This is a genomic window from Aurantimonas endophytica, from assembly GCF_014196845.1.
GTDB classification, from domain to species: Bacteria; Pseudomonadota; Alphaproteobacteria; order Rhizobiales; family Rhizobiaceae; genus Aurantimonas; species Aurantimonas endophytica.
This window is the reverse complement of the sequence record NZ_JACIEM010000003.1, coordinates 167,185-192,954: the sequence shown is the minus strand read 5'-3', so window position 1 is coordinate 192,954 and position 25,770 is coordinate 167,185. Positions and strand designations below refer to the sequence as shown.

Annotated in this window: 26 protein-coding genes; 10 read left to right on the top strand and 16 right to left on the bottom strand. The window is 68.5% G+C overall.

Going from position 1 to position 25,770, the window contains the following annotated elements:
* Positions 1-66 precede the first annotated feature (66 nt).
* The 5 genes from GGR03_RS12000 to GGR03_RS11980 all read right to left on the bottom strand — a co-directional run bounded on the left by GGR03_RS12000 (position 67) and on the right by GGR03_RS11980 (position 5,460).
* Positions 67-690 carry a hypothetical protein gene (locus tag GGR03_RS12000; protein ID WP_183208331.1) on the bottom strand — a complete coding sequence of 208 codons (624 nt, stop codon included), beginning with the start codon at positions 688-690 and terminating at the stop codon, positions 67-69.
* 73 nt (positions 691-763) lie between these two features.
* Positions 764-1,738, bottom strand: a complete 975-nt coding sequence (locus tag GGR03_RS11995) for a YVTN family beta-propeller repeat protein (RefSeq protein ID WP_183208329.1) — start codon at positions 1,736-1,738, stop codon at positions 764-766.
* Positions 1,739-2,117: 379 nt separating this feature from the next.
* On the bottom strand, positions 2,118-2,756 hold the full coding sequence (locus GGR03_RS11990) for a response regulator transcription factor (RefSeq protein WP_183208327.1): 639 nt from the start codon (positions 2,754-2,756) through the stop codon (positions 2,118-2,120).
* Positions 2,753-4,117 (bottom strand): histidine kinase, encoded by a 1,365-nt coding sequence (locus tag GGR03_RS11985; RefSeq protein ID WP_183208325.1) that lies wholly within the window; start codon positions 4,115-4,117, stop codon positions 2,753-2,755. Before GGR03_RS11985 ends, GGR03_RS11990 begins: the two co-directional genes overlap by 4 nt.
* Positions 4,118-4,254: 137 nt before the next feature.
* Positions 4,255-5,460 (bottom strand): ABC transporter substrate-binding protein, encoded by a 1,206-nt coding sequence (locus GGR03_RS11980; protein WP_183209197.1) that lies wholly within the window; start codon positions 5,458-5,460, stop codon positions 4,255-4,257.
* A gap of 176 nt (positions 5,461-5,636) precedes the next feature.
* Between GGR03_RS11980 and GGR03_RS11975 the strand changes: the two genes are divergently transcribed.
* The 8 genes from GGR03_RS11975 (at position 5,637) to GGR03_RS11940 (ending at position 14,073) form a co-directional block, all read left to right on the top strand.
* Entirely contained in the window at positions 5,637-6,185 is a 549-nt protein-coding gene (locus GGR03_RS11975) for a DUF3280 domain-containing protein (RefSeq protein WP_183208324.1), read from the top strand.
* Positions 6,182-7,255 carry a (5-formylfuran-3-yl)methyl phosphate synthase gene (locus GGR03_RS11970; protein WP_183208322.1) on the top strand — a complete coding sequence of 358 codons (1,074 nt, stop codon included), beginning with the start codon at positions 6,182-6,184 and terminating at the stop codon, positions 7,253-7,255. The genes GGR03_RS11975 and GGR03_RS11970 overlap by 4 nt, the downstream gene beginning before the upstream one ends.
* 145 nt (positions 7,256-7,400) lie before the next feature.
* The gene (locus tag GGR03_RS11965; RefSeq protein ID WP_183208320.1) at positions 7,401-8,042 is read left to right on the top strand and encodes an amino acid kinase family protein; all 642 of its coding nucleotides are present in this window, start codon (positions 7,401-7,403) and stop codon (positions 8,040-8,042) included.
* Positions 8,043-8,124: 82 nt separating this feature from the next.
* Positions 8,125-9,543 (top strand): DUF6513 domain-containing protein, encoded by a 1,419-nt coding sequence (locus GGR03_RS11960; RefSeq protein WP_246367922.1) that lies wholly within the window; start codon positions 8,125-8,127, stop codon positions 9,541-9,543.
* A 41-nt stretch (positions 9,544-9,584) separates the two neighbouring features.
* Positions 9,585-10,160: a DUF447 domain-containing protein gene (locus GGR03_RS11955; RefSeq protein ID WP_183208318.1), complete on the top strand. Its 576-nt coding sequence runs from the start codon at positions 9,585-9,587 to the stop codon at positions 10,158-10,160.
* Between the two features lie 156 nt (positions 10,161-10,316).
* Positions 10,317-10,859: a 2Fe-2S iron-sulfur cluster-binding protein gene (locus GGR03_RS11950; protein WP_183208316.1), complete on the top strand. Its 543-nt coding sequence runs from the start codon at positions 10,317-10,319 to the stop codon at positions 10,857-10,859.
* Positions 10,856-11,848 carry an FAD binding domain-containing protein gene (locus tag GGR03_RS11945; RefSeq protein ID WP_183208314.1) on the top strand — a complete coding sequence of 331 codons (993 nt, stop codon included), beginning with the start codon at positions 10,856-10,858 and terminating at the stop codon, positions 11,846-11,848. The genes GGR03_RS11950 and GGR03_RS11945 overlap by 4 nt, the downstream gene beginning before the upstream one ends.
* Positions 11,845-14,073 carry a xanthine dehydrogenase family protein molybdopterin-binding subunit gene (locus GGR03_RS11940; protein ID WP_183208312.1) on the top strand — a complete coding sequence of 743 codons (2,229 nt, stop codon included), beginning with the start codon at positions 11,845-11,847 and terminating at the stop codon, positions 14,071-14,073. The genes GGR03_RS11945 and GGR03_RS11940 overlap by 4 nt, the downstream gene beginning before the upstream one ends.
* A 59-nt stretch (positions 14,074-14,132) precedes the next feature.
* On the opposite strand, the gene GGR03_RS11935 is transcribed toward GGR03_RS11940, so the two are convergent.
* From GGR03_RS11935 to GGR03_RS11925, 3 genes are all read right to left on the bottom strand, one after another.
* On the bottom strand, positions 14,133-15,134 hold the full coding sequence (locus GGR03_RS11935; protein WP_183208310.1) for a diguanylate cyclase domain-containing protein: 1,002 nt from the start codon (positions 15,132-15,134) through the stop codon (positions 14,133-14,135).
* Between the two features lie 241 nt (positions 15,135-15,375).
* A complete protein-coding gene (locus tag GGR03_RS11930) occupies positions 15,376-15,912 on the bottom strand; it encodes a DUF1993 domain-containing protein (RefSeq protein WP_183208308.1) in 537 nt (178 codons plus the stop codon).
* 79 nt (positions 15,913-15,991) lie between these two features.
* Entirely contained in the window at positions 15,992-17,020 is a 1,029-nt protein-coding gene (locus tag GGR03_RS11925) for a hydantoinase/oxoprolinase family protein (RefSeq protein WP_183208306.1), read from the bottom strand.
* Between the two features lie 72 nt (positions 17,021-17,092).
* Here GGR03_RS11925 and GGR03_RS11920 point away from each other — a divergent pair, with 72 nt between their 5' ends.
* Complete coding sequence (locus GGR03_RS11920; RefSeq protein WP_183208304.1) at positions 17,093-17,788, top strand: HisA/HisF-related TIM barrel protein; 696 nt, start codon at positions 17,093-17,095, stop codon at positions 17,786-17,788.
* 33 nt (positions 17,789-17,821) lie between these two features.
* Here GGR03_RS11920 and GGR03_RS11915 read toward each other — a convergent pair whose 3' ends face one another.
* The 8 genes from GGR03_RS11915 to GGR03_RS11880 form a co-directional block, all read right to left on the bottom strand.
* On the bottom strand, positions 17,822-18,343 hold the full coding sequence (locus GGR03_RS11915) for a DUF29 domain-containing protein (protein WP_183208302.1): 522 nt from the start codon (positions 18,341-18,343) through the stop codon (positions 17,822-17,824).
* A 348-nt stretch (positions 18,344-18,691) separates the two neighbouring features.
* Positions 18,692-19,201 carry a formaldehyde-activating enzyme gene (gene fae / locus GGR03_RS11910; RefSeq protein WP_163044017.1) on the bottom strand — a complete coding sequence of 170 codons (510 nt, stop codon included), beginning with the start codon at positions 19,199-19,201 and terminating at the stop codon, positions 18,692-18,694.
* Positions 19,202-19,451: 250 nt separating this feature from the next.
* Entirely contained in the window at positions 19,452-20,306 is an 855-nt protein-coding gene (locus GGR03_RS11905) for a triphosphoribosyl-dephospho-CoA synthase (protein ID WP_183208300.1), read from the bottom strand.
* Positions 20,303-21,256, bottom strand: coding sequence for an ATP-grasp domain-containing protein (locus tag GGR03_RS11900; protein ID WP_183208298.1), 954 nt, complete (start codon positions 21,254-21,256; stop codon positions 20,303-20,305). The genes GGR03_RS11905 and GGR03_RS11900 overlap by 4 nt, the downstream gene beginning before the upstream one ends.
* A gap of 7 nt (positions 21,257-21,263) precedes the next feature.
* Positions 21,264-22,235, bottom strand: a complete 972-nt coding sequence (gene mch / locus GGR03_RS11895; protein WP_183208296.1) for a methenyltetrahydromethanopterin cyclohydrolase — start codon at positions 22,233-22,235, stop codon at positions 21,264-21,266.
* Positions 22,232-23,350, bottom strand: a complete 1,119-nt coding sequence (locus GGR03_RS11890) for an ATP-grasp domain-containing protein (protein WP_183208294.1) — start codon at positions 23,348-23,350, stop codon at positions 22,232-22,234. Before GGR03_RS11890 ends, mch begins: the two co-directional genes overlap by 4 nt.
* Positions 23,347-24,243 carry an NAD(P)-dependent methylenetetrahydromethanopterin dehydrogenase gene (locus tag GGR03_RS11885; protein ID WP_183208293.1) on the bottom strand — a complete coding sequence of 299 codons (897 nt, stop codon included), beginning with the start codon at positions 24,241-24,243 and terminating at the stop codon, positions 23,347-23,349. The genes GGR03_RS11890 and GGR03_RS11885 overlap by 4 nt, the downstream gene beginning before the upstream one ends.
* 79 nt (positions 24,244-24,322) lie before the next feature.
* Positions 24,323-25,306 (bottom strand): beta-ribofuranosylaminobenzene 5'-phosphate synthase family protein, encoded by a 984-nt coding sequence (locus GGR03_RS11880; protein WP_183208292.1) that lies wholly within the window; start codon positions 25,304-25,306, stop codon positions 24,323-24,325.
* 72 nt (positions 25,307-25,378) lie between these two features.
* Here GGR03_RS11880 and GGR03_RS11875 point away from each other — a divergent pair, with 72 nt between their 5' ends.
* Positions 25,379-25,750: a 4a-hydroxytetrahydrobiopterin dehydratase gene (locus tag GGR03_RS11875; RefSeq protein ID WP_183208291.1), complete on the top strand. Its 372-nt coding sequence runs from the start codon at positions 25,379-25,381 to the stop codon at positions 25,748-25,750.
* Positions 25,751-25,770: the final 20 nt, after the last annotated feature.

The window sequence follows — 25,770 nt, the reverse complement described above, 5'->3', positions numbered from 1 at the left end:
CCGCATACCGTGAGGTAATGCGGGCCGGACGCGGATTGTCTTCAGCTACCGGCCGCCAGGCACGGCTTACGGGACGACGGTGATCGTCCCCTTCATGTCCTGGTCGCCTTCCAGGCCCTCCACGTACCACTCGTAGCGGCCCGGCCGGATCGTCTGGAACGACACGCTGATCGTGCCGTGCGCGTCGTATTCGAGCCATGCCGGCGCGCCGGCCATGTGGATCTCGAGATCCTCGATGACGATCTGGTTCATCCAGACGTTGCGGAAGAAGCCCGGCGCGTTGAACTTGTACTCGACGTCGCCTTCGGAGGAGATGTCCCAGCGATAGGCCTGGTTGGAGCGCAGGTAGATGTCGTTGTGGCTGACCGCGAACGGCTCGCCGCCCTGGCCGAGAACCAGCGGCGTGACGATCTGCGAGGAGAGCGTCGCCGGCGGCAGGCCGATCTGGTCGCCGTTGAGAGCGCTGGCCGGCATCAGTTCCGAGCCCTGCGGGATGTTCAGCTGATCCGCGGTCGGCACCATCGCGGCGCGGTCGCTGCCGGCATCGTCGTCATCATCATCATCATCGTCATCATCGTCTTCATCGGCGGCGGCTGCCGGGGTACTGCCCGCTGCGTCCTGCGCCGCGGCGACGGTGATCGGCGCGAAGGCCAGCGTCGCTGCCATCAGCGAGAGCCAAAGTGGTTTCATGGGTAGAGTCCTCCCTTCCAGTGGGTAAATTGTCGAGATGGGCAGCCCCGCCTGCCGGGGCTGCCGGCAGATCTCAGCTGTCCGGCGTGACCGCGACGCCCCAGGGCTCCTGGCCGACCTGCACCGACTTGATCACCTCGCCGGACTCCACGTCGACGATCGAGATGTCGTTGGAGATGCCGTTGGTGGTGAACAAATGCTTCTGGTCGGGGGAGAAGGCGAGCTGCCAGACGCGTTGCCCGACCAGCAGATAGTCGAGCACCTCGTAGGTGTTGGCATCGACGACGGCGACGCGATTGGCAGGTCCGAGCGCCACGTAGGCCTTGGTGCCGTCATCGGTGATGCGCACGCCGACCGGCTGGATCGCCTCAGGCCGGATGCCCTGGATCTCGAAGGTGACCTTGTGCTTGATCTCCTTGGTCTCGGCGTCGATGACGCTGACCGTGCCGCCGATCTCGGCGCTGACCCAGACTTCCGAACCGTCCGCCTTGTACTGAGCAAAGCGCGGCCGGGAATCGACCAGGACATTGGCGGTGATCTGGTGGCTGTCGCGGTCGATGAAGTGGGCCATGTTCGTCGTTTCCGACGTGTTCACGATGGTCTGGCCATCGGGCGAGATGCCCATGCCCTCGGGCTCGACGCCGACCGGGATCTCGGCGAGCCGCTTGCCGGTTTCGAGATCGATGGCCGTGACCAGATTGTCGTCCTCATTGGCGGCGTAGAGGCGCGTGCCGTCCGGGGAGAGGACCAGGAGCTCGGGATCGGGACCGGAGGGCAGGGTGCGGATGAACGCGTAGGTCTCGGTGTCGTAGACCTGGATCGTGTCGTTGTCGCTGGCACAGATATAGAGGTACTTGCCATCGGGGCTGACCGCGATGCCGCGGGGCCGCTGCCCGACAGCGAAAGTCTCGACGACTTCGAAATTCTCCGAGTCGAGCACGGTGATGTCGTTGCCCTTCTCGTTCGATACGAAGATCTTGTAGGCGAAAGCGGGGCTCGCGGACAAAGCAAGCGTCGCGGCCAGTGCCGCCGTCGTCAGTCGTCTCAAATCATCCTCCCGGCGGGATCCGATATCCCGTCTCCTGAAAACCTCCCGGCAGGATGCCGACAAGCCAGACAATGCGTCGAACGGGGCCGCCACCGCCCGATCCGATATGCCCGCAACGCTTCGAAGAGTGAAGGCACGTTGCGAGCCATCGAATGCCAGCCACGGCCGACCGGCTCTGCCGCCCTCCCGCCCGACGTCCGGTGCCCACCACCGTCGGGCCCGCCGCGATCCTCAGGATCCGGCGAAGCGACCCGGCCGCCCCCGACCCCGCTGCCTTTGGGAGGGGCAGGAGGCCGGGAAACGACCGTTGTGCGAAGCTAGCCCGGATAATTCAGCAGGGACAACGGGATAAGTTCCCGTCTTCCCTTCCCGACAGGGGTTACGGGTTTTCCCGGCCGAGCATCCGCCCGCCCTTGGTCTCGAGCGCGAAGCGGACGAGGTCGGAGGTGCGCTCGACGCCGAGCTTTTCCTTCATGCGGGTGGAGGTGTTGGCGATCGTCTTGTAGGCGACGCCGAGACCCTCGGCGATGTCGGCGAGGCTCTTGCCTTCGCCGAGCATGTGCAGGATCTGCAGCTCGCGCCGCGACAGGTCGCGCGCCCCGCCGCCGTGGGACTCGTGCTCCGCCATCATCGCGGCGGTCTCGGCGTCGACATAGGCGAGGCCCTCGAAGGCCTTCTCGATCGCCACCAGCAGTTCGTCGGACGGCGCGCTCTTCGACACGTAGCCGAGCGCGCCGTCGCGCTGGGCGGACACGGCATAGACGATGTCGGAATACATCGAGAAGACGACGACGCGGGCCTTGGGATCGTCGGCCCGCAGCCGCCGCAGCGCGTCGAGGCCGCTGCCGTTCTTCAGGTTGATGTCGAGCACGACGACGTCCGGGCGGAAGCGCCGGAACGCCGCCAGCGCCTCCGAGGGGCTTTCGGCCTCGGCGATCTCGGTGTCCGGCAGTACCTCGACGAGCCGCCGCACCCCGTCGCGCACCACGGTGTGATCGTCGACGATCAGGATCTTCATGCCGCTCTTTCCCCTTCATCTGCCACGTCGTCCGCGCCGGTGCGCTCGGCAAGCGGCAGGGTGCCGGCCAGCCGGACACCCGGCGGCAGCGCCACCTGCGACACGGCGAGTTCGCCGCCTGCCGCCTCGATCCGCTCGCGCATGCCGATCAGGCCGAATCCGCCCGTCGGGCCGCCGGCTGGCAGGCCACCGCCATCGTCGACGATCTCGAAGCACAGACGTCCGTCCTTCGGCGCGACGCGTATGGCGATCCGCGTCGGGTGGCCGTGCCGGAGGGCGTTGTTGACCGCCTCCCGGATGACCCGCTGGAGCAGCGTTTCCGTCGGACCGCCCCAGTCGCCGTCGGCGATGTCGGCGACGAAGGTGACCTCGGGGTGCCGGCGCGCGAGTTCCTCGACCATGGTCTCCACCGCGACCTTGAGACCGAGGCCCGGAAGCAGGCCGGGCCGCAGATCGCCGAGGATCCGCCGGACCTCGCGCCTGGCGCGATGCGCCGCCTGCTTGATCGCCTCGGCGCGTTCGGCGAGCGGTCCCTGCGCCGGGTCGCCCCTGGCCAGCCGGGCGATCGCCGAGGCGTCGACATCGATGGCAAAGAGCAGCGGCCCGACCTCGTCGTGCAGATCGCGGGCGAGATCGGCGCGCTCCTCGTCCTGCAGCCGCAGCAACTGCTCGGAGAGGCGGCGATTGCGGGCGGAGACCTCGTCGAGCTGGTTCGACATCCTGTTGAAGCCGGTGGCGAGGGTGCGCATCTCCGGCGGACCGAAGGCGTCGACGGCGGTGCCGTAATTGCCCTTGCCGATGCGCCCGAACCCCGCCTGGATCACGTCCAGCGGGCGCAGCGCCCGATCGGCGACCACCCAGACGGCGACGAAGGCGATCAGCACGAACAGGCACAGGATCGCGAAACTGACCGACAGTTCGGTCCACGTGTCGGCGAGCTCGTTGCGCGGGTCGATCGACACCACCGCCCCCGTCATCGGCAGGGCGCTCCCCGAAAGCGGCATGACGGTGACCGAGGGATCGGGGGCGAGGAGCTGCACGAACCAGGCGGGCAGGGCGCCGCCGTCCTGCGCCGGCTGAGAGAGACTGCGGACGGCGCCGGTGGCGTCGATCAGCATGATCTGCACGTGGCGATCGCCGTTGAAGGCCCGCACGAAGCTCGCCAGCTTGCCCGGAACGTCGCGGGAAGCGGGCAGCTCGGCGATCAGCTGTGCGACGCGGTTGGAGGCGACGCTACGGGCAGCGGTCAGTTCGGCCGCGATGTTCTCCGTCGCCAGCCGGAAAGTCAGCACGCTGCCGATCGTCAGGATGACGAGGAAGGCGATGGTCAGCGTGGCGGCGAGGCGGGCTTTGAGGGACACGGGAGCGCGGCGGCCAATCCTGTTGCGACGGTTTGCGGGGGTGGGGCCCGGCACGCCCCGGCCCATTCTCGCACGCCGAAAAGCGCCGTGCGACCCGCCCCGTCAAGCCCCTGATCGGGGCAGGCCTCACGCCGCGACTAGTTCGCGAAGCTGCACTCGGTCTCCGGCTCGTCGACGCCGAGCGTGTCGAGTTCGGAGACCTGGTGCAGGAAGCCCTCCTGCGGGGATGCCGACACGACGGAATCCTCGGTGCCGAGCAGGATGGGCTGGCGCAGCTGCCAGTCCCAGTCGCGGAAGGTGAGGCGCTGGCCCTTGAAGGCGGCGATGGCGAAATCGTCGCCCTTGATGAACTCGGCGATCGCCGCGGGGTCGGTGGACTGCGTCCGCGACGCCGCCTCGCCGATCACCCGGATCGCCGTCCAGACCTGCATGTCCTTGGACTGCATGCGGCGCTCGGCCATGTCCTCGAAGCGGTTCTGGATCTGGGCGCCGCCCCACTGCTCGCTGGCCGGATGCCAGGAGCCGGCGGTGAGGCCCGCGGTGCCGGCGACCGGCCGCGGCACCCAGTTGCGCCAGGGAACGTAGGTCCCGAACACCTCGCTCTCATCGGCGACGAGCAGCACGTCGTGATCCGGCAGGTCCTGCAGGAAGACCGGGATCTGGCGCTGCACCAGGGCCTGGCCGGAATCGGTGGCGCGGGCGCCGCCGGCGTCCTCGAAGATCTTCTCGCCGACGATCGTTCCGCCGAACTTGGTCGCCGATTTCTTCATCGCCTCGGCGAACAGCTGGTCGCCCTCGTGCTCGCCTTCGATGAGCGCCCAGTTCCGCCACTGCTTCCACATCAGATATTGCGCGATGCCGTCGGTGAGCATCGCCCGCGACGGTGCGGTGTGCAGCATGTTGGCCCGGCAGGCCTCGCCGCGCAGTCGGTCGTCGAGAGCCCCGGCGTTGAACACCAGCGTGTCGGTCTCGCCGGCCAGGTCGGCGACGGTCAGCGTGTCGTCGGCGGAAAGGTCGGTGACGATGTACTGGATGCCGTCCGCCAGCATCTGGCGGGCGGGCTCGGCGACGTCGTCGCCCGGCGCCAGCGTGACGACCTCGAGCTCGAAATTCTGGCCCATGAACGAGCCGGTGGTGTTATTGTCTGCAATGGCGAGATTGGCGCCCGCAAGGCCGATATCCTCGGGCGGAATGTCGAGTACCGACAGCGCCAAAGTGCGTTCGTAGGTGCGCAGGAATCCGATCCGCACCGCCTGGGCCTGCGGCTGGCCGGGCGTGCTGGCAGCCCCTGCCGCGGGTGCTGTATCCTGGGCCAGAACGCCGCCCGGCATCGGCGCCAGCATCGCAGCGCTGAGAAGCAGGGATCCGAACGTGTTTCTGAGCGTCGCGTGCAAGGCACTTCCTCCCGGGGCGACGCCTCCCAGCGTAAGCCCTTCTTCCAAAATCGTCTTTGCTCCCCGTCATCCTTCACGCTAAGTCTGCCCGGTCGAACGGTGGGCCGTGCGTCGAGGAGAACGGGATGATCGAATTCCTATTGTGTCGCGGAGCCCAAGTCGGAAGACAAGCACGACTTTTTCCCGTTGTTCTTCTCGCCATCCTCTTCGCCGCTCCGGCCTTCGCTTCGGACAAGACCGTGGCGGTGTTCGATTTCGAGCTGATCGATTCCAGCCTTGACGGTCAGATGCTGGGCGAGAACGCGGGGGAGCAGGCGCGGCTGGAGACGATGGCGCCGCAGCTGCGCGAGGCGATCGCGGGCCTCGGCGGCTATGAGGTCGTCGAGACCGAGGCGGTGCGCGAGAAGGCGCGTTCGCATCATCTGGAAAGCTGCGGGAATTGTGCGCTGAGCTTCGCCAAGGAAGTCGGCGCCGAGATCGCGGTCATCGGCTCGGTGCAGAAGGTCTCCAACCTGATCCTCAACATCAATGCCTATGCGTTCGACGCCGAGACCGGCCGGCCGATCGCCCGGGGCAGTGCGGACATCCGCTCCAACACCGAGGAAAGCTGGCGACGCGGCATCGACTATCTGTGGGACAACGTCCTGAAGAAGCAGTTCGAGGACGCCCGTTGATCAGGCTGCTCGCAAGCGTCACCGGGCCGGAGGAGGCGGAAATCGTCATTGCCGGCGGCGCCGATTTCGTCGACCTGAAGGATCCGCGTCTCGGAGCCCTGGGCGCCGCGACGCCGGCGGTGCTGGACGCGACGCTGCGGGCCGTCGCGGGGCGGCGGCCGGTCTCGGCTGTTGCCGGCGACCTGCCGATGGAGCCGGAGGTCGTCGTGCGCGAGGTGACCGCGCGGCTGGCGGCCGACTACGTGAAGATCGGGCTGTTCCCGGCGAGCCGGGAGGCGCGGCTTTCGGTGATCGAGGCGTTGCGGCCGCTGGCCGCGAAGACCCGCCTGATCGCGGTGTTCTTCGCCGATGGCGACCCGGATTTCGACCTCCTGCCGGTGCTGGCCGAGGCCGGCTTTGCCGGGGCGATGATCGATACGCTCGGCAAAGCCAGCGGCCGGCTGACGGCCTCGCTTTCCCCCGCCCGGCTCTGGGATTTCGTGCGGCGGAGCCGGGGGCTCGGGCTGATGAGCGGGCTTGCCGGCTCGCTGGAGCCGCCGGACGTGGCGCGGCTGGTCGTGCTGCAGCCGGACTATCTCGGCTTTCGCGGCGCCCTGACCGCGGGGCCGCGCGACGGGCCGGTGACGCTCGAGGCGGTGCGGGCGATCCGCGCGCTGATCCCGGTCGAGGGGCAGGGCGTTGTGGCGACTGCCGCTAGCGGCGCCGGCGACCGGATCTTCGTGCGCGACTTCGACCTGCCGCTGGAGATCGGCGCCTACGGGCACGAGCGCGGACGCAAGCAGCAGGTGCGGTTCTCGGTCGAGGCGGAGATCGATCCGATCGCGCCCGACGCGCAGTCGATTGGCGCTGTCTACTCCTACGACGTCATCATCGACGCGATAAGGGCACTGGCGGAAGGCGGCCATACCGATCTCGTCGAGACGCTGGCGCTCGATCTCGCGCGGACCATTCTCGCCGATCATCGGGTGCGCGAGGTGACCGTCAGGGTGGAGAAGCTCGAACTCGGGCCGCGGGCGGTCGGTGTCGAGATCACCCGCCGGCGCGAGGCGGGCGACGCGGATCGAAACTGACTCTCCGGCAGGTCTCGGCGCCAGGCCTTTACGTTTCCGCAACGGGATCGATTTCTTCCCCACGGACACGAAGCGGCCGGGACAGGTCGCCGTGGCAAGTACGCCGAGAGGCGCGCAGGGAAACGCGACAGGGCAGGGCCAGAGCATGAAGGACATCGTGGTCGTGAAGTTCGGCGGCAGCTGCGCCGCTTCCCCCGATCTCGCGCGCTGGGTGGCGGCGGTGGAGAAGGCGCGGATACCGGTGGTGATCGTGCCCGGCGGAGGGCCCTTCGCCAACACCGTTCGCCGCTACCAGCAACGCATCGGCTATGACGACGCGGCGGCGCATGAAATGGCGATCCTCGCCATGGAGCAGTTCGGCTGCGCGCTGGTCAGCATCGGCCAGCGCATGGTCAGGGCGGGCACGACGGACGCCATCCTCGCGGCCTTGGCGGACGGCAAGATTCCCGTGTGGATGCCGCGCGACATGGTTCTCGCCGACCCGGCGATCCCGAAGGACTGGTGCGTGACCTCCGACAGCCTCGCGGCCTGGCTCGCTGGCCGGCTGGACGGCGCGCGGCTCTGCCTCGTCAAGCAGATCGACGTGCCGGACAGCGCCACGGTGGACGCGCTGGTCGGCGCGCATCTCGTGGACGACTGCTTTGCCCGACTGCTGGACCCGGCAACGCCGGTCTATGTCGCCGGACCCGCCGATCTCGCCGCTGCCGGGCTTCGGCTGGAAGAGGGCGAGGTGCCCGGCCAACGCGTGGCGGGACAGCCTGCCATGGCTCCGGCCCTGGCCGGATGACGCGTCGCGGCCGGAGGGCGAGGGCGGTATTCGCGCTGCGCGGCAGGACAATTCCCGCAACCGGCTTTCCATCGGCGCCCGGATGGTCGACATAGCCGGCATGGCGACGGAACGACTGCTCTTTGTCACCGGGCATCTGGCCCGGCCTCGGCTCGAACGGGTGCTCACCGGCCTCGGGGAGACCGCGTTCAGCTGGGCGATCGCCGATATCGGCGTGAAGGTGGCGGCGCTCGCCACGGGGGAGATCATCGAGCGGCGCCTGAAGCGGCCGGTGGATGCCGATCGCGTCATCCTGCCCGGCCGCTGCCGCGCCGATCTCGACCAGCTGGCGGCGAGCTTCGGCGTGCCCTTCGTGCGCGGCCCGGACGAACTTGCCGACCTGCCGGCCTTTCTCGGACGCAAGGGCACGCCGCCGGATCTTTCTCGCCACGACATGCGGATCTTTGCCGAGATCGTTGATGCCTCGGCGCTCTCGGTGCAGGAAATCCTGCGTCGGGCGGACGCGACGCGCGCCGCGGGTGCCGACGTGATCGATCTCGGCTGCCTGCCCGACACACCATTCGCGCATCTGGAAGAGGCCGTGCAGGCCCTGAAAGCGGCCGGGCACCGCGTCAGCGTCGATTCCGCCAACCCGGACGAGCTGTCACGCGGCAACCGCGCGGGGGCGGACTTCCTGCTCAGCCTCACCGAGGAGACGCTGTCGATTGCCCGCGACGGCAAGGCCGTGCCGATCCTGGTGCCGGCGCGGCCGCATGATTTCGCCTCGCTGGAGCGGGCGATCGACAAGGCGCGGGAGATGGGGATCGACTGCATCGCCGATCCGATCCTCGATCCAATCCATTTCGGCTTTTCCGCTTCGCTGGTGCGCTATCACCGGCTGCGCGAATCCTTCCCGGACGTCGAGATCCTGATGGGGACGGGCAACCTCACCGAACTCACCGACGCCGACACGTCGGGGATCACCGCGACGCTGCTCGGCATCTGCTCGGAACTGTCGATCCGCAACCTGCTGGTCGTGCATGTCAGCCCGCACACAAGGGCGACTGTCGAGGAGCACGACGCGGCGCGACGGATGATGTTCGCCGCGCGCGAGGATGGCGCGCTGCCGCGCGGCTATTCCGCAGCATTGCTGCAGGTCCACGACGTCAAGCCTTACGCCGTCACGCCGGCCGAACTCGCCGAGCAGGCGGCGACGATCAAGGACCGCAACTACCGGATCGAGACGGCCGAGGACGGCATCCACCTCTACAATCGCGACGGGCATTTCATCGAGACCGATGCCTTCGAGTTCTTCCCGCATCTGGAGGTGGAGAACGATACCGGCCACGCGTTCTATCTCGGCGCCGAGCTGCAGAAGGCCGAGATCGCCTGGCGCCTCGGCAAGCGCTACGCCCAGGATGCGGCGCTGGACTTCGGCGCCGCCGCGCCGCCGCGCGAGGACGACCGCACCCGGCTGGAGGCCGCCGGGCATACGTTGAAGGCCAAGAAGCCGCCCGCCTGAGCAGCCATTCAGCAGACAACCCAGACAGCAGAAAGCCCGCGATGCCGTTTATCCGCGAGACCATCCTCACCACCATCTCGGACGACGGGGGGGTGCATATCGCGCCGCTCGGCATCATCCAGGATGGCGACCACTGGATCATCGCGCCGTTCCGCCCGTCGACGACGCTGGCGAATCTCGAGGCGACCGGCATCGCCGTGGTCAACTATACCGACGAGGCGAAAATCTTCGCCGGCTGCCTGACCGGGCGCCGCGACTGGCCGGTCGTGGCGGTGCCGGACTGCCGTGTGCCGCGGCTGGAGGCGGCGCTGTCGCACGACGTGCTGGAGGTCGTCGCGGTTAAGGAGGACGCGACGCGGCCACGTTTTTCCTGCCGGGTGACGGCGTCGGGCCAGCACCGGCCCTTCCAGGGCATGAACCGCGCCAAGGCGGCGGTGCTGGAGGCGGCGATCCTGGTCAGCCGGCTCCATATGCTGCCGGCCGAGAAGATCGAGGACGAGATCGCCTATCTCAAGATCGCCATCGACAAGACCGCCGGTCCCGACGAGGAACAGGCCTGGTACTGGCTGCTGGAGAAGGTGATCGACCATCTGGCGACGGTGGAGGGGGAGGGCTGAGCCTCCGATCGAGAAAGTGCAGCAGGGCCTTGGCAGGTTCGGCCGCTGACGCAGTGAACACAGCGTCGCAGCTTCGAACCATTCCAGCTCCCAACCGTTGAACCCCTGATTTCGAACCGTTCCAGACTGGCGCTCCGCGAGCCGGTCGCCGGGACGATGGGACCAGGGGACTTCACAGTGATCAATCTCACCATCAACGGCACCGAGCATGAGCTCGATGTTGACGTCAGGACGTCGCTGCTCGACGCGCTGCGCGACCATCTCGCGCTCACCGGCACCAAGAAGGGCTGCGACCACGGCCAGTGCGGCGCTTGTACGGTGCTGGTCGACGGACGACGGATCAATTCCTGCCTGACGCTGGCGGTGATGCACGAGGGCGACGCGATCACCACGATCGAGGGCCTCGGCACGCCGGGCAATCTCAACCCGATGCAGGAGGCTTTCCTGCATCATGACGGGTTCCAGTGCGGCTATTGCACGCCGGGCCAGATCGTCTCGGCGACCGGCATGCTGGACGAGGTCGGCAAGGGCTGGCCGAGCAATGTCAGCGCCAGCCTCGACGGCGGTACCGAGCTTTCCGACGAGGAGATTTCCGAGCGCATGAGCGGCAATCTCTGCCGCTGCTCGGCCTATCCGAACATCGTCGATGCCATCCGGACGGCCAGCGGCAAGGCCGCCAAGACGGGGGAATCGGCATGAAATCGTTCGAGTACAGCCGCGCTGCCGACGTCTCCGACGCCGTCCGCCTCTCCGGCACCACGATGGGACGGTTCATCGCCGGGGGCACCAACCTCCTCGACCTGATGAAGCTGGAAGTCGAGACGCCGGATGGCCTGATCGACATCAGCCGCCTGCCACTGAAGGACATAACGGTCGAAGACGACGGCCGGCTGCGGATCGGGGCGCTGGTCGCCAATTCCGATCTCGCCGCAGACGAGCGCGTGCGCCGCGACTACCCGGTGCTGTCGCGGGCGCTTCTGGCCGGCGCCTCCGGTCAGCTGCGCAATAAGGCGACGACCGGCGGCAATCTGCTGCAGCGCACCCGCTGCTATTATTTCTACGACACCACCGCACCCTGCAACAAGCGCGAGCCGGGGTCGGGCTGCGGCGCCATCGGCGGCTTCAACCGCATCCACGCGATCCTCGGCGCCAGCGACAAGTGCATCGCCACGCATCCCTCGGACATGGCGGTGGCGATGCGGGCGCTCGGCGCGATCGTCGAGACGCGCAAGACCGACGGCTCGACCTCGGAAATCCCCATCGAGGATTTCCACCGGCTGCCAGGCGAGACGCCGGAGATCGAGACCGTTCTCGAGCCAGGCGAGCTGATCACCGCCGTCCTGTTGCCGAAGCCGGTCGGCGGCGTGCAGATCTACCGGAAGGTGCGCGATCGGGCCTCCTACGCCTTCGCGCTGGTTTCGGTGGCGGCGGTCATCCGCATGGAAGGCGGCAAGATCGCCGAGGCCAGACTGGCGTTCGGCGGACTGGCGCACAAGCCCTGGCGGGATCCTGCCGTCGAAAGGGCGCTTGTCGGCCAGGCGCCGTCGAAAGAGCTGTTCGCCAAGGCCGCCGACATCCTTTTGACGGATGCCAAGGGCCAGGGCGAGAACGATTTCAAGATTCCGCTGACGCGGCGCACGCTCGCCGCCGTGCTGCGCGAAGCCACGACCGAGGGAGCATCCTCATGAACACCCATGTAATGGACAAGGCGATCGGCGAGACCCGCCTCGACCGCGAGACGCAGGGCGTCATCGGCAAGCCGGTCGACCGCTACGAAGGCCCGCTCAAGGTCTCCGGCACGGCGCCCTACGCCTACGAGCAGCTGAAGGGCGAGGAGGTCGGTTACGGCTTCGTCGTCACGGCAGGCATCGGCAAGGGCAAGATCGTGTCGGTCGACACGCTGGCGGCGATCTCGGCGCCGGGCGTGCTGGCGGTCGTCGAGGGCGACAAGGTCGTGCGTGCCTCGGCGCAGCCGATGAGCGCGGGAGCCCAGACGATCGACGGCCAGGTCTTCCATTACGGCCAGCCGGTGGCGATGGTCGTGGCGAAAAGCTTCGAGCAGGCGCGCCATGCCGCCAAGCTGGTGACGATCGAGTACGACGCGGCGGAGGGGCGCTACGATCTCGCCAAGGAGCAGCACAAGGGCGTGCCCTCCATGCGCGGCGACATGTCGTCCGACACGACGCGCGGCAATTTCGACAAGGCCTACGAGAAGGCCGAAGTAAAGTTCGACCAGACCTACACGACGCCCAGCCACCATTCGGCGGCGATGGAACCGCAGGCGACCGTCGCCAAATGGGAGGGCGACCAGCTGACGGTCTGGTCCTCCTGCCAGCTGCTCGAAACCAATGTCCAGCAGATCGCCAAGGGCGTGGGGGTTCCGGTCAAGAACGTGCGGCTGCTGAGTCCCTATATCGGTGGTGGCTTCGGCAACAAGCTGGGCATCGGCCCGGACGCGGTGCTGGCTGCGCTCGGCGCCAAGGCAGCCGGTCGGCCGGTCAAGCTGGCGCTCACCCGCCAGACGGTCTTCCAGGCGACGTCGCGGCGTTCGGAGACCATCCAGCGCATCCGCCTCGGCGCGACGAAGGACGGCCACATCACCGCCTTCGCCCACGAGACGTGGGCGGCGAATTCGCCCGGCAACGGCTTCTTCGAGCCGGCGGGCATCTCCAGCGTCTTCCTCTATGCCGGCAAGGATCGCAAGATCACTCACCGGCTGTGCGAGACCGACGTGCTGATGACCTCGGCGGTGCGCGCGCCGGGCGAAGCCGTTGGAATGCTGGCGCTCGAGAACGCCATGGACGAGATGGCCGAGCAGCTCGGCCTCGACCCGGTGGAATTCCGCAAGCGCAACGAGCCGGAGGTCGCGCCGCAGGACGACACGCCGTTCTCCTCGCGCATGCTGGTGGATTGCTACGACGAGGGCGCGAAGCTCTTCGGCTGGGACAAGCGGCCGGTGAAGCCCGGCACCGTCCGCGATGGCGAATGGCTGATCGGCTACGGCATGGCGTCGGCGTCGCGCGCCAACTCGCTGATGAAATCGTCAGCGGAAGTCGAGCTGTCCCCGGACGGCCGCGCCACGGTGCGCACCGCCATGACCGATATCGGCACCGGCACCTACACGATCCTGCAGCAGATCGCCGCCGAGATGCTCGGCCTGCCGCTCGATCGGGTGGACGTGGTGCTCGGCGACACGTCGCTGCCGCCTTCGGCCGGCTCGGGCGGCTCATGGGGTGCCAACAGCGCCGGCTCGTCGGTCTATGTCGCCTGCGAGGAGCTGATCGGCACGCTGGCCAAGCGGCTCGGGGTCGATGCGGACGGGCTGACGCTGAAGGACGGATTTGCCATCGCCGGCAATCGGCAGATCCCCTATTCGGAGATCCTCGCCGGCGAGAGCCTGTCGGTGGTCGGGACGATCGAGCCGGGCAAGACCTCCGACAAGACGCACCAGGCGAGCTATGGCGCGCATTTCTGCGAAGTGGGGGTCAATTCCGTCACCGGCGAAACGCGCGTCCGGCGGCTCCTCACAGTGGCCGCGGCAGGGCGCATCCTCAACGAGAAGACCGCCAAGTCGCAGTGCTATGGCGGCCAGATCTGGGGCATCGGCTCGGCGCTCACCGAAGAGCTGGTGACGGACAAGCGGACCGGCCTTCTCGTCAATCACGACCTCGCCGAGTACCACGTGCCGGTCAATCTCGACATTCCGCAGCTCGAAGTGGTGCTGCTGGAAGAGCGCGACCCGCACGCCAGCCCGCTGGCCGGCAAGGGAATCGGCGAGCTTGCGCTGGCTGGGGTCGGTGCCGCTGTGACCAACGCGATCTACAATGCCTGCGGCGCCCGGGTGCGCAGCTATCCGATGACGCTCGACAAGGTGCTCGCCGGCATGCCGGACGAGATCGCCGACGCGGCGTGACACGAGGCGGTGGCGGGCGGCCTGCGTCGCCCGCCACCACTGGCAGTCGGCGAGATAGGTCAGGCGGCGCGGGTGCTGCGCCGCTCGACCATGGTCGGCTCGAACATCCGGTATGTGTTGCGGCCGCTCGCCTTGGCCGCATAGAGTGCCATGTCGGCGCGGATGAAGAGTTCGGAGGCGTTGCAGCCTCGGGTGCGGGCGATACCGATCGAGGCACCGATGGCCATCATCCGGTCGCCGCATTCGATCGGTCTTCCGAGCGAGCCGACAATGGCTTCGGCGAGCGCCCCGATGGCGTGGTCGGTAAAATCAAGGCCGAGCAGCAGCGCGAATTCGTCGCCACCGATACGGGCGACGAGATCGGCGTTCGCGCCCAGACCCTCCAGTCGCGCGGCGACCGCCTTCAGGCAATCGTCGCCGATCGCATGGCCGAAATTGTCGTTGATCGCCTTGAAGCCGTCGAGGTCGACCAGCAGGAGAGCGCCCGTGTCACCCTCGGCCAGCGTCGCCAGCGCGGCCTGAAAGCGGCTGCGGTTGGCAAGGCCTGTCATGACATCGAACTCGGCCAGATAGCGGGTCTGGTCGAGGAGGAGCTTCTCCTCCGTGATGTCCTGCTTCATCCCGAATATGCGGACCGGCCGGCCATTCTCCGACTCCACCGTGGCGGTGATCCGGATCCAGCGGCGGCGGCCGGCCTTGGTGATGATCTCGGTGTCGAGGTTGAACCCGCCACGCTCGGCGATGGCCCGGCTGCGCATCGTTTCCAGCAACTGGCGCGATTGCGGCGGATAGCACTCGAGCGTCAGCGCGCGTTTGGGCGGGGTGCCCCGTGGCAGATCGAAGATGTCGTAGACGACGTCCGTCCAGGTCAGTGATTCGTCGGCGAGATTGCATTCCCATACGCCGATACGGGCGGCGGCCGAGGCGCGCTCGAAGATCTTGCGGCTGCGGGCAAGAGAAGCGGCCTGACGACGGATCAACGCTTCCTGAGCTGCGACCTTGCGGCGCAGCGCGGCCAGTGAGGCGCCGTCCTCACGTGAGACGGAAGCAGCCTGGTTCACGTCGGTTGCGACCCCTCAGCCAGACGGCCCTGCCGAGCGAGGAGGGCGCCATGAAGGGCAGGGAATCGACCGCGAGAACGGCCATGACGACCGGATTCGGTGCAGCAGGGTCCGTGTCTTCTCAGGCCTCGTTTCATCCGACTCGTGTCCATCCCGGGAAATTGTCCCGCACCGTACCGACCATACGGTTAACGCCTTGTTGGCCGGCCACGCAAGTGGTCGCCTACCATGCATCGAGCGGTCAGCCTGCCGACGGAGGCATGGCGCCTGGCAGGTGGTAGGCTGCCATGTGGCGGACATAGTCGGCCTTGCCGAGATCGACGCCGATATGCCGCAGGATCGCGTAGGCGGTGACGACGTGAAAATAGAACTGCGGCAGTGCCCAGTCGCGGACGAACTCCGCGCCGCTCATCCGGAACGCCATGCCGTTCGGCAGCCTGAGGTCGACGACGCGCTCCGCAGCGGCATCGATCGCCTCGGCCGAGGCCGCGCGGAGCACCGCCCGGGTCTCGGCGATCTGAGATTGCATTGCCGCCACCGTTTCCTGGCGCGCCAGCATCGGGGGAACATCCTGGCCCTGCAGTCGGGCGAGGGCCTCGACGACTTGGATGCAGCTAAAGCGGACCTGATCCGCGAGCGGGAACATGTCGGGCGCGAGCCGCTCGCTGAGCAAATCGCCCGCGCCGTCGCCCGCATGGGTCTCGGCCTTTTCGAGGAGGCCGGAAAGCGAGCCCAGCATCTGGGTGAAGGTCGGGATGGTGAGCGTGTAGAGCGACATGTGCTTCCCCCCTCGGTGCCGCTTTTGCCGATAGGCGGAGCAGGTACGGCCTCCTGCTGCCATCAAGTCGGCGGGCGGCTCAGCCGCGCCGCGCGGCGAGCAGCGCCAGGGCCGCCGCCGGTGCAGCCCGGCAGACGGCATCCCGCTTTTCCGCCGGGCAGTCCAGGAGATCGGAAAAGTCGACGACGCCGCGATCGAGCCGGGCCGCCAGGCGGCGCAGCACCGGCCGGCCGGCGCCGGCGATCACCACCGGGGCGTCGTCGGTGAGATCCTCCCGCGACAGCACCCGCAGCGCCGCGTCGTGGATGCGGCGGACCTGCGCCTCGGCGAAGGCATGGGCCAGCCACTCCCAGGCGCCGTCGGTACCGTCTTCGGCATCCATGCCGATCATCCGGGCGAGGCGCCGGCGCGAGCCCTCCAGCGTCTTCGCCTGGCCGTCGGCGGCGGGATAGAGGTCGTCGGCCTCGTCGAGCGTGCCGACGACGCGCTGCACGTCGGCCATGCTGGCGAAGAACTCGTTCATCACCGGCACGAGACGGCCGGCGAAGGGTACCTCGCTCGCGACGGCCATCAGCGCGGTGCGGGTGAAGCCCTGGTAGACCAGTTCGCCCGCCGCCAGCCGTTCGGCATCGGTGGCGGCGGTGGCCCGCACCGTCCCGCCGGCGACCGGCAGGATGTCGGTGGTGGTCGAGCCCATGTCGAGGAACAGCGCCTCCTCGATGGCGCCGGCGGCGAGCGTGGCGCTCGCATGCCAGTTGGCGGAGGCGATATGGGCGACGTGCTCGCCGGCCGCCTCGGGGCGGACGAACCCGGCAGCACCGGCATAGATCGCGACGTCGCCCGGCAGTTTCTCGGCGAACAGCCGCGTCAGCGCCGCGACTCCCTCGCTGCGCGAGGAAAAGATATCGGACAGTTCGCCGGTCATGGTGACGGCATGGCGGTCGATGCCGTCGACCTCGGCGAGGATCGTCGCCAGTGCATCGTCGAGCCGGTCGAGGCCCTGCCAGATCGGGCTCGGTTCCTGCCAGACCTTCACGATGCGGTCCCCGTCGGCGAGCGCCGCCTTCAGATGCGCGCCGCCCACGTCCCACCCCAGCACTCTCGTCATGCCTTGCCCGTCCGTTTCTGCTACGGCCCTTCCTATACCATCGAACGACGGCGGCGCGAGCCGAAGGCACCCATGCAGATCATTCCGGTACTCGATATCAAGGACGGCGTCGTGGTCCGCGGACAAGGCGGCGACCGCGCCAACTACCGGCCGATCGTCACGCCGCTCGCCGCCGGTTCCGAACCGGTGGCGGTGGCGAAGGGGCTGATGTCGCTGGCGGATTTCCCCGCCTTCTACATCGCCGATCTCGACGCGATCGAGGGCAGGGCGCCGAACGCGGCGGCGCTGGCGGATCTTCTCGAAGCGTTTCCGCAGCCGCAGTTCTGGATCGATGCCGGGGTCCGGACGCGGTCGGATGTGAACCGCATCCTGGCAGTGCCGCGCCAGGTCGCGGTGATCGGGTCGGAATCGATCGCCGATGCCTCTGTCGCGACGGGCTTGGCCGGCGAGGGCCGCGCGGTGCTGTCGCTCGACTTCCGGGGCGAGACATTTCTCGGCCCGGCCGAGCTTCTGGATGACGCGGCACTCTGGCCGCAGCGCGTCGTCGTCATGACGCTGGCCAAGGTGGGAAGCGGCGCCGGGCCCGATCTCGCGCGGCTGGCAGAGATCACGGGGCGGGCAGCCGGACGCGCGGTGTATGCCGCCGGCGGCGTGCGCCATGGAGGGGATGTCGAGGCGCTCCGGGATGCCGGGATCGCCGGCGCGTTGGTGTCGACCGCGCTGCATGACGGGCGGCTGTCGCCGGCGACGCTGCGCGGCCTGGCCTGACCAGCCTCTGCGCTCGGTCAGGTCTCGCCGTCGTCAGGAGGTCCGATCGGCGTTGCGCTGGATAGCCAGCCGGGCCGCTGCCTGGTCGAAGTCGAAATCCTCCGCAACGAGTTCATCGAGCCGGAACGGGCAGTCGGCCGGCATGTCGGCGCCGATTTCGCGGCCGTGCTCCCGGAGGGCTGCGTGCGCGATCCGGAGCGCCAGCCGCCATGTCTGCTGCAGGTCGATACGCTGGCGCAAGGAAGGAAAAAACCTCTGCACGAGCTCGGCGTGGAAGATCGTCGCCTCGGTGCGCCAGTGCGGGATGGCGCGGGAGGCCGGGTCGGAGCAGGCCTTGATGAGGTGGACGAAGATGTTGCGGATCTGGCTCTCGAGCGCGGCGAGCTCTGCCCTGCCCAAATCCTCGATCTCCTCGGCGACGTTCTCAAGGTCCAGCGCATGGGGCAGGTCGGGGCAGAGGCCGGGAAGCCGTCGCAGCAGGCGGGCCTGATCCTGTGACCAGGCGAAGAAATCCGACGCGTGGGCGGTTCTGTCCGGCACGGTGTTGTCGCTCATGACATGCTCCACGAGGCAGCCGGCACGTATCGCCTGCCGGGTTTGTCTCCCCGGTCTCAGGGTTGCCCGTCGAGCCTTACGTTACGGGAATCCGCGGCATCGGAAAAGTCCGGCGCTTTGTCGGCACGACTGTCGCTTGTGCGCCCGCAGGGTTGGCGGCCGCATGGGTGCGGCGCCGCTTCCCATTCATCGCCCATCAACGAAAAAAGGGGCCGCTGGGGCCCCTTCCTGTCGTCGTCTTCCGGGTGGAAGACCCGGGTCCTACTGGAACCCGAATTTGGCGGCCAATCGCCGGAGAAGGCCGGCGGGCATCGCCGGCTTGGTGTCTTCCCCGGGATGGTCTCTTGTCTAAGCCCCGGCGAACGGATGGGATGCGGTACCCTTCTTGGCCACGACTTCGGCGGCGGTCGGCGTGCCCTTGATGGCGCGCTCGATGGATTCCATCGTTGCCTGGTAGTTATAATCGCGGATCTTGGCGTCGTCTTCGGCTTCCCAGTGGATGAAGACGCCGACGCAGATGAACAGATCGTCGGCTTCGGCAGCCGGGATGATGCCCTTCTCGACGGAGTCGGCGACAGCGCGCGCAACGGCGGTCTGGGCCGGTCCGAACATCTGGACGGCCTGCTTGGCGCCCTTGATGGTGACCTTGTTGAACATCACCGTGTTCGGCTTGCAGGGAAGGTTCGGCGCGACCACGGCGAGGAGGGTGGTGAAGCCGTCCTTGTTGTTGGTCAGCGAGTTACAGAACGCCGACTCGGCGGCCGAGCCCCGGGGTCCGATGATCAGGTCGATGTGAGCAACTTCGTTGCCTTCGCCGACGAGCGATTCGCCGACCATCACTTTGTTGATGGTTGCCATGAGCAGTTCCTCCAAAAATACGTTGCGCTAACCTGCCCGGCGTTGTTGCCGGCCGGTTAAGAACTTCCGAATCCAGAAAGGCCAACCATTCGCGACGACCTGTGCGGTCGTAACGGTGCCGTCCTCCCTTTCGCCGGACCCTCCGGTCCGGCAACGGCTACCCTTGTTGGCGGCGTCCCCCAAGGGACCGGTTAGCCAGATAGCGCCGGGGTCAAGATGGACCCCGATGGCCAACAGTCAATCATCCCCACTATGCTTCCGCAAGAAATCTCGCAAAAAGACTGGCGACCGTCAGATCGGCGGAGGTGCCGGGGTTGAGCTTTTCGCGCTTGAGTTCGGCATCGAAGGCCAGGGCGGTCGACAGTGCCTCGGCGGGCTCAGTGATTCCCCGAACGTCACGGGCGAAGCCGGCCATGCGCCGGCGCAGCGACTCGGCGCAGCGGTCGCCGTATTTGCGCGCGACGTGGCTGTCGGGAAAACGGCTCGCGAAGGCGAGGTAGGCAGCCAGCGCCGGTCCGAGGCCCGGGGCCGCAGGCACGGCTTCCGCTTCCATCAGCGCCGGCAGGCCGATGTCGAAGATCTCGGCAAATCCGTCGGCATACTGGCGCGCGACGAGATCGCGCTCGCTGGCGAGCCGCATCGCGGCGACGAGGCCGATCGCCGGCGGCTGGCGGACGTCGTGCTCGGGCACTTCGCCGAGGCCGCCGGGGGAGGCGAGGGCGATCGCGGCGAAGGCGTCACGCGCATCGTCCGGAGTGAGTGTCGCCAGAGCCTGTCTCAGCGCCTCGCGCAGCGCGTCCGTGCCGGGACCGGACGCGGTCTCGGCGGCGGCGGCGAGCGGCGCGGCGAGCAGCACGATGCCCAGATTGGCGTTGACGCCGACAGACGCCCAACTCGCCCGTGTGGCGCCGAGGATGCGCGCGCCGACCCCGGCGCCCGGTTGCGCGATGAACGGCGCTGCCGCCGCTGCCGCGGCCTCGAAGGTGGCCGCCTCCATGCCGTGGCCGGGGGAAAAGCGATGGACGTTGCCGGGCTTGACCACATCGAGCTCGGCGCGGCAGGCGGCGAGGAAGGCCGCCTCGATGGCGTCAAGCTCCAGGCTCATGACGCCGCGAGGGCGTCCGCCGTCGCCGCCCTTCGGCCGGTCGCGGCGACGCGCACCAGGAGGTCGGCCGCTCGTATCGCCGCGATATCCTGCCCGCTGGCGCGCTTCAGCCCGGTCCAGGCGGGCATGGAGTTGACCTCGATGACCTGCGCGCGCCCGGCTTCGTCGCGCAGCAGGTCGACGCCGCAGAAATCGCCGCCGACCGCCTCGGTTGCTGCGATCGCCAGCGCCTCGAACTCGGGGTCCGGCGGCATCGGCAGCGCCTCGGCGCCCTGCTTGATGTTGGTGATCCAGCCGGCGGATTCGCGGCGCATGGCGGCGGCGACCCGTCCGGCCGAAACGAGGACGCGGATATCGGCGAAGCGGCCGTTCGTGGCGACGCCGGCAAAATGCTGCAAATAGTAGACGCCGCCGGCGGTTTCGGCCTCGAGTGGCAGGTCCGCTTCCGAGGCGATCAGCTTCAGGCCCTTGCCCTGCGCCCCGAACAGCGGTTTCAGCACCATCGGGCGGGCCTCGCGAGCCAAGAGCCGCGCCGCCTCGGCCCGCGTCTCCACGGCGTAGCTGCGCGGGCTCGGGATGCCGGCCCGGGCAAGCAGGAAGCTCGTCGCCGACTTGTCGACGCAGTTCTCGACGGCTCTCGCGTCATTGGAGACGATGACGCCGACGCGCGACAGCGCATGCAGGACGCCCAGCCGCCGCGTCACCTGCTCGAAGCTGCCGGCGTCCATGGTCCGCAGGCACACGGCGTCGGGAAGCGCGTCCGGGAAGCCGGGTATCGCCAGCCCGTGCGGCGCGCCGGTGTCGAAGCCGATCGCCGCAAGTTCGACAACGCGGATTTCGGCGCCGCGATCGCCGAAGGCGCGGATCAGCTCCCGCGCATGCCGGTCGATCCCCGCGGTGACGAGGAGGATTCGCGGGGCTTTCGCGGTTTGCGGCGCGGGGATCTGCATGACCGCCTCAGCCGAACGAGGCGTCGACGAGGGCGGCGTGGATTGCGCCGCCGCGGAACGTCTCGCCGGTCTCGAGCGCCACCACGGCGACCTCCGCAGGGGAGAACAGCATCGGGTCGATCTTGTAGAAATCGCCGTCGTACTGGCGGAAGATCTCGGCGAAGGGCGTGCCGTGGTCGCTGGCGGTGGAGCTCGGCAGATTCTCGGCGAGCCGCCGGGCCTCCGACGCCGGGCCGTTGACGTGCAGGAGGATCCGCCCGCCGTAGATGACGGCGTCGTTGGTGCGGCCCATGGCGGTGATGAAGTCCGGATGCGGCGGCGGCAGCGGTGCCGTTCCCATGCCCTCGACGATGTTCGTCAGGTCGAATTTCAGCTCGTGCGCCTTGTGCAGCGCCACCTCGACGACGCGGCCGACGATCTGCACCGAGCCGGCGAGGCTCTGGGTCGGGGCGAAGACGATGGTGAGGTTTTCCGGTGCGACGTCGCAATCGGCGGCGATGCGGCGGACCAGCGGCTCCGGCGGCGGGCCGCCGGCTTCCAGCACCAGCACCGCATATTCGCTGCGGTCGGCATAGGCGATGTCCTTGAACAGCGGCTCGCGGCCGGCCAGCGCCCGGGCGGGGCCTGATCCCATGGAGAAATAGCTCTCTTCGCCTTCCTCGCTGACGAGCTGCCAGCCGGCATACTGGCTGCCGAGGCAGGCGATGACGGGGCTCGCGGTGCGCGCCGTCAGCGTGAACGGCCAGCGCGACAGGCCGGGCGAGGTGCCGATCGCCACGTCGCCGAGGCCGCCGAGGCAGATTTCGGTCATCAGCCGCCCGGCTTCCAGGCTGCCCTGCACGCTGGCGCCGGCGTCGACCAACGTCTCGCCGGCAGCGCCGGTCGAAAACGCGACGCGCAGTTCGGCGGCGCGTGCCCGCATTGTCTCGATCAGCGGGAGCGCCCCCGCATTGACCGACAAGGTCTCCGTCCGGCTCATGCCGCTTTCCTCTCGAATCGTTCTCTCAAATCCGCCACGCGCCGTTCGAACAGCGCCGTCGCGGCCTCCTCCGTTTCCGCCTCGGCGACCACCGTGCACAGCGGCTGGCCGGCGGCAAAGCTGGCCGGCGGCGTCGTGCGGTCGCGGGTGAAATCCGGCCAGGCGAAGCCTGCCGGCAGATCGATGTCGCTCTCCGTCCAGGCAAGGCCTGCGGCGCGGATGATGCCGGGGCCGGATACACGTTCCGGCAGTTCGCCGCGACAGGCCGCCAGATGCAGCGCCAGCAGTGGCTGGGCCGCGCTCTCGAAGACGTCGAGCGTCGCGCCGGCCCTCGCGTTGATCTCCAGCAGCACCGGCCCGTTCGCCGTCAGGACGAAATCGGCGCTGGCCATGCCGACGAGCGGCAGAAGCGCGAGGATCGCCGTCACGGCGGCCTGCATCGCCGGTCCCTGCGGCACCGGATCCGGCAGTGGCCCCACCGCGCCGCCATAGCGGTAGGGCTCGGCGGCGGAGGGGACGGTCCACTGCCGGGTGAAGCCGAGGAACGCGCAGCGCGTGCCGGCGGCAACGAAGGCAAGCGAGATGCGCTCGCCGGCGACGACACGTTGGTAATAGCGGTCCGGCGCCGGCGGTTGGCCAGTCGCTGCCACGACATGGCTGCCGCCGGCGCCGCCGATCTTCTTCGACAGCCAGTTGGCGGGATCCGCGGGCAGATCACGACCGATCGGTGGATGCGCAACTCCGGCTTCCGCGCACAGAGCGGCGAAGGTCTCGGGGTCCTTCAGCCGGCGCTGCGTCGCCGGGTCGGTGCCGAGGATCGGCCAGCGCGCGCCGATCGCCTCGAGCAGTTCCGGCCGGTCCTCGAAGCCAGCACCGTAAACGAAGCCGATCGGCGCCATGCCGTCGGCCAGGCGCTCCAGCGCCGCAATCAGCGCGTCGGCGTCGAACCCGTCCGGGTAATGGCCGTGCAGCACCTCGCTCCGCCGCGCTGCTGCCGCGAGGTCGCTGTCGCCGAAGAAGTCGAGCGCCAGCGCGTCAACCCCGGCAAGCCGGGCACTTTCGGCGATCTGTCGCGCCGAGAAGGCGGCAGCGAGGACGGATGGCCGGTCGCTCACGACACGAGCGTTCGCGCAAGCTGGAAGGCATCACGAAAGTCGAGGACCTGCGGTTCCTTCGCCTCGATCATGCGCTTCAGCAGCCCGTATTCGGTCTTCGACTTCATCGGCCCGACGGCCAGCGCGCCGATGCCCAGCGCGTCGGTGCCCGGGATAGGCGCCTCGTCGGCCATCACGTCGATGCCCTCCAGCCCCAGCGGCGGCACGGCATTCACGTCGGCGGCCACGAGCAGCCGCGTCGCCGCCTTCAGCTGGGCCGCGCTGAGCACCTGCACGCCCGCCTTGGCTGCCGACAGGATCACCTCGACCTCCTTGACGATCTCCGTGTTCTTCTCGTCACTCGACCCGTCCACCGCCTCGACGTCGGCGCCGAAGCGTTCCTTCATTTCGCGGGCACGCGCCTCGACCCGCTCCAGCCCGCTATAGCCGACGATCTTCACCTTCGCGCCTTCCAGGGCGGCGATCACCGCGGCGCAGTAGCCGACGACGCCGGTGGCGCCGAAGACCGCGATGGTGACGTCCTTGAGCGCCTTCTGCTTCTTGGTCTTCAGGGTCCGCTCGACGCAGGCAACCATGGCCGCGGCGGTGGTGAACGAACCGGCAGGATCGGCCATGATGTTGCAGGCAAAGGGCGGCACCAGTGCCTTCTTCGCCGCATCGATCATGTCGAGCGCCAGCACCGCGTCGTCGCCGCCGAAGAACACGGCGCTCCGGACGCCGACATTGGGCGGGCGCGAGAAGATGACGTCCTGGACGAGATCGCCGATCTCGTCGAGCTCGACCGCCTCGTAGGGGACCACGGCGTCATAGCCGGCGTCGAGCGCCATGTTCACGTCGAACGGGCTGACATGCTTGTGCGGCGTCAGCATGTGCAGGATGTTCTTTTCGGCCATTCTCGTTTCCTCCAGTTTGGATGTCGTTTTGCCCGGGTGGCGTGCACCGGGTCCTTGTCGGTGATGTCCGCGTCGCGGCTCAGCCGGTGCCGGCGATGCGCCGGAGCGGCGACCGCTCGATGCGCGAGCCGGCATTGCGGCCGGCGACGACGCGCAGCGTCAGCCCGGCCTCGGCGACGGCTTCGGCGACTGTGCGGGAGAGACGGTCAGCCTCCTCCTGCGAGGGTGCGAAGGCAAAGCCAGTGGGGCCCCAGGAACTCTGCCCGATCCCATGCGCGCCTTCGGCAGCGAGCATGGCACAGACGCGGGCCACGGCCGGGCTGGTGAAGATCCCCCCCTGGGCGGGGGCGAAATGGCTGCCGACCATCTGCTGGATCGTCGCGATGGCCGCGCCGAAGCCGGCGATGTCGGCTTCGGCGAGAGCCGGCAGTGCCTCCAGCAGTACGAGCCGGCAGATCAGCGCGGTGTCGATCTCGGCGAAGGCCGGAAGGCTGGCGAAGGCCTTGAGCTCGTCCTCGCCGTGAAACCCTTCGGTTCGGGGGTCGAGGACCAGCAGGACCCGCCACTCGTCGGGAAACGGCAGGCGGGCGATGATCGGCGGCGGCACGTCGGTCGGCCCCTTGCCGCCGTCGACCGCGACGCCGCCGGCACTGACGAAGGCGGCGCCGAGGCCGGAACGGTTGCCCCGCCCGAGAAGCGCGGCGTCGCCGGCAGGGTCCGGCGCCAGCCCCTCGATCGCCCGCAGGCCGGTGGCCACGGCGAGCGCCAGCTGGGTGCCGGAACCGAGGCCGGCATGCGGCGGGATGGTTTCCGAAAAGGTGAGTGCATAGCGCCGGTCGCCGAGGCCGAGATGCCGGCGCATGGCGTTCAAATGCGCGAGAGCGCGCCCGGCCTCCGCCCCGTCGGCCCGGTCCTCGGGCGCGCGGCGGATCGACAGGCGGGTCGCCGGCTCGGCCAGCGCCAGCCCGATTCCGCCGAATCGCCGGCCCGATCGGCCGCCCGGATCGAGGAAGCCGAGATGCAGGCGCGCGGGCGCCGAGACGCTGACGACGTCCTCTGTCAATTTGTCCCCTGCCTTCCGGGTGCCCGCACCCTATTATCGGGGCGAGCACGGATGCGGCAAGGGGAGATGGCCATGGCAGCGAAGACCTATACCGACCAGGAGGTCACCGAACGGCTGGCGAAGGAGCTGCCGACATGGCGGCTCGAGGACGGCTGGATCCGGCGGACCTACAAGACGCATGGCTGGAAGGGCACGCTGATGGTGATCAACACCGTCGGCCATCTCGCCGAGGCGGCCTTCCACCATCCCGACATCACCGCTTCCTACGCCTGGGTCGAGGTGCGGCTGATGAACCATGCCGCCAAGGGCATCACCGACTCGGACTTCGCGCTGGCGAAGAAGATCGAGGAAGTGGTGAACTGGCAGCCGGGCAAGGAAGACGGCCCGCTTTCCGGGACGCCCGACGACCCGCGCTTTGCCTATATCAAATACGACAAGCACTGATGCCGGAACGGCGGGGACTT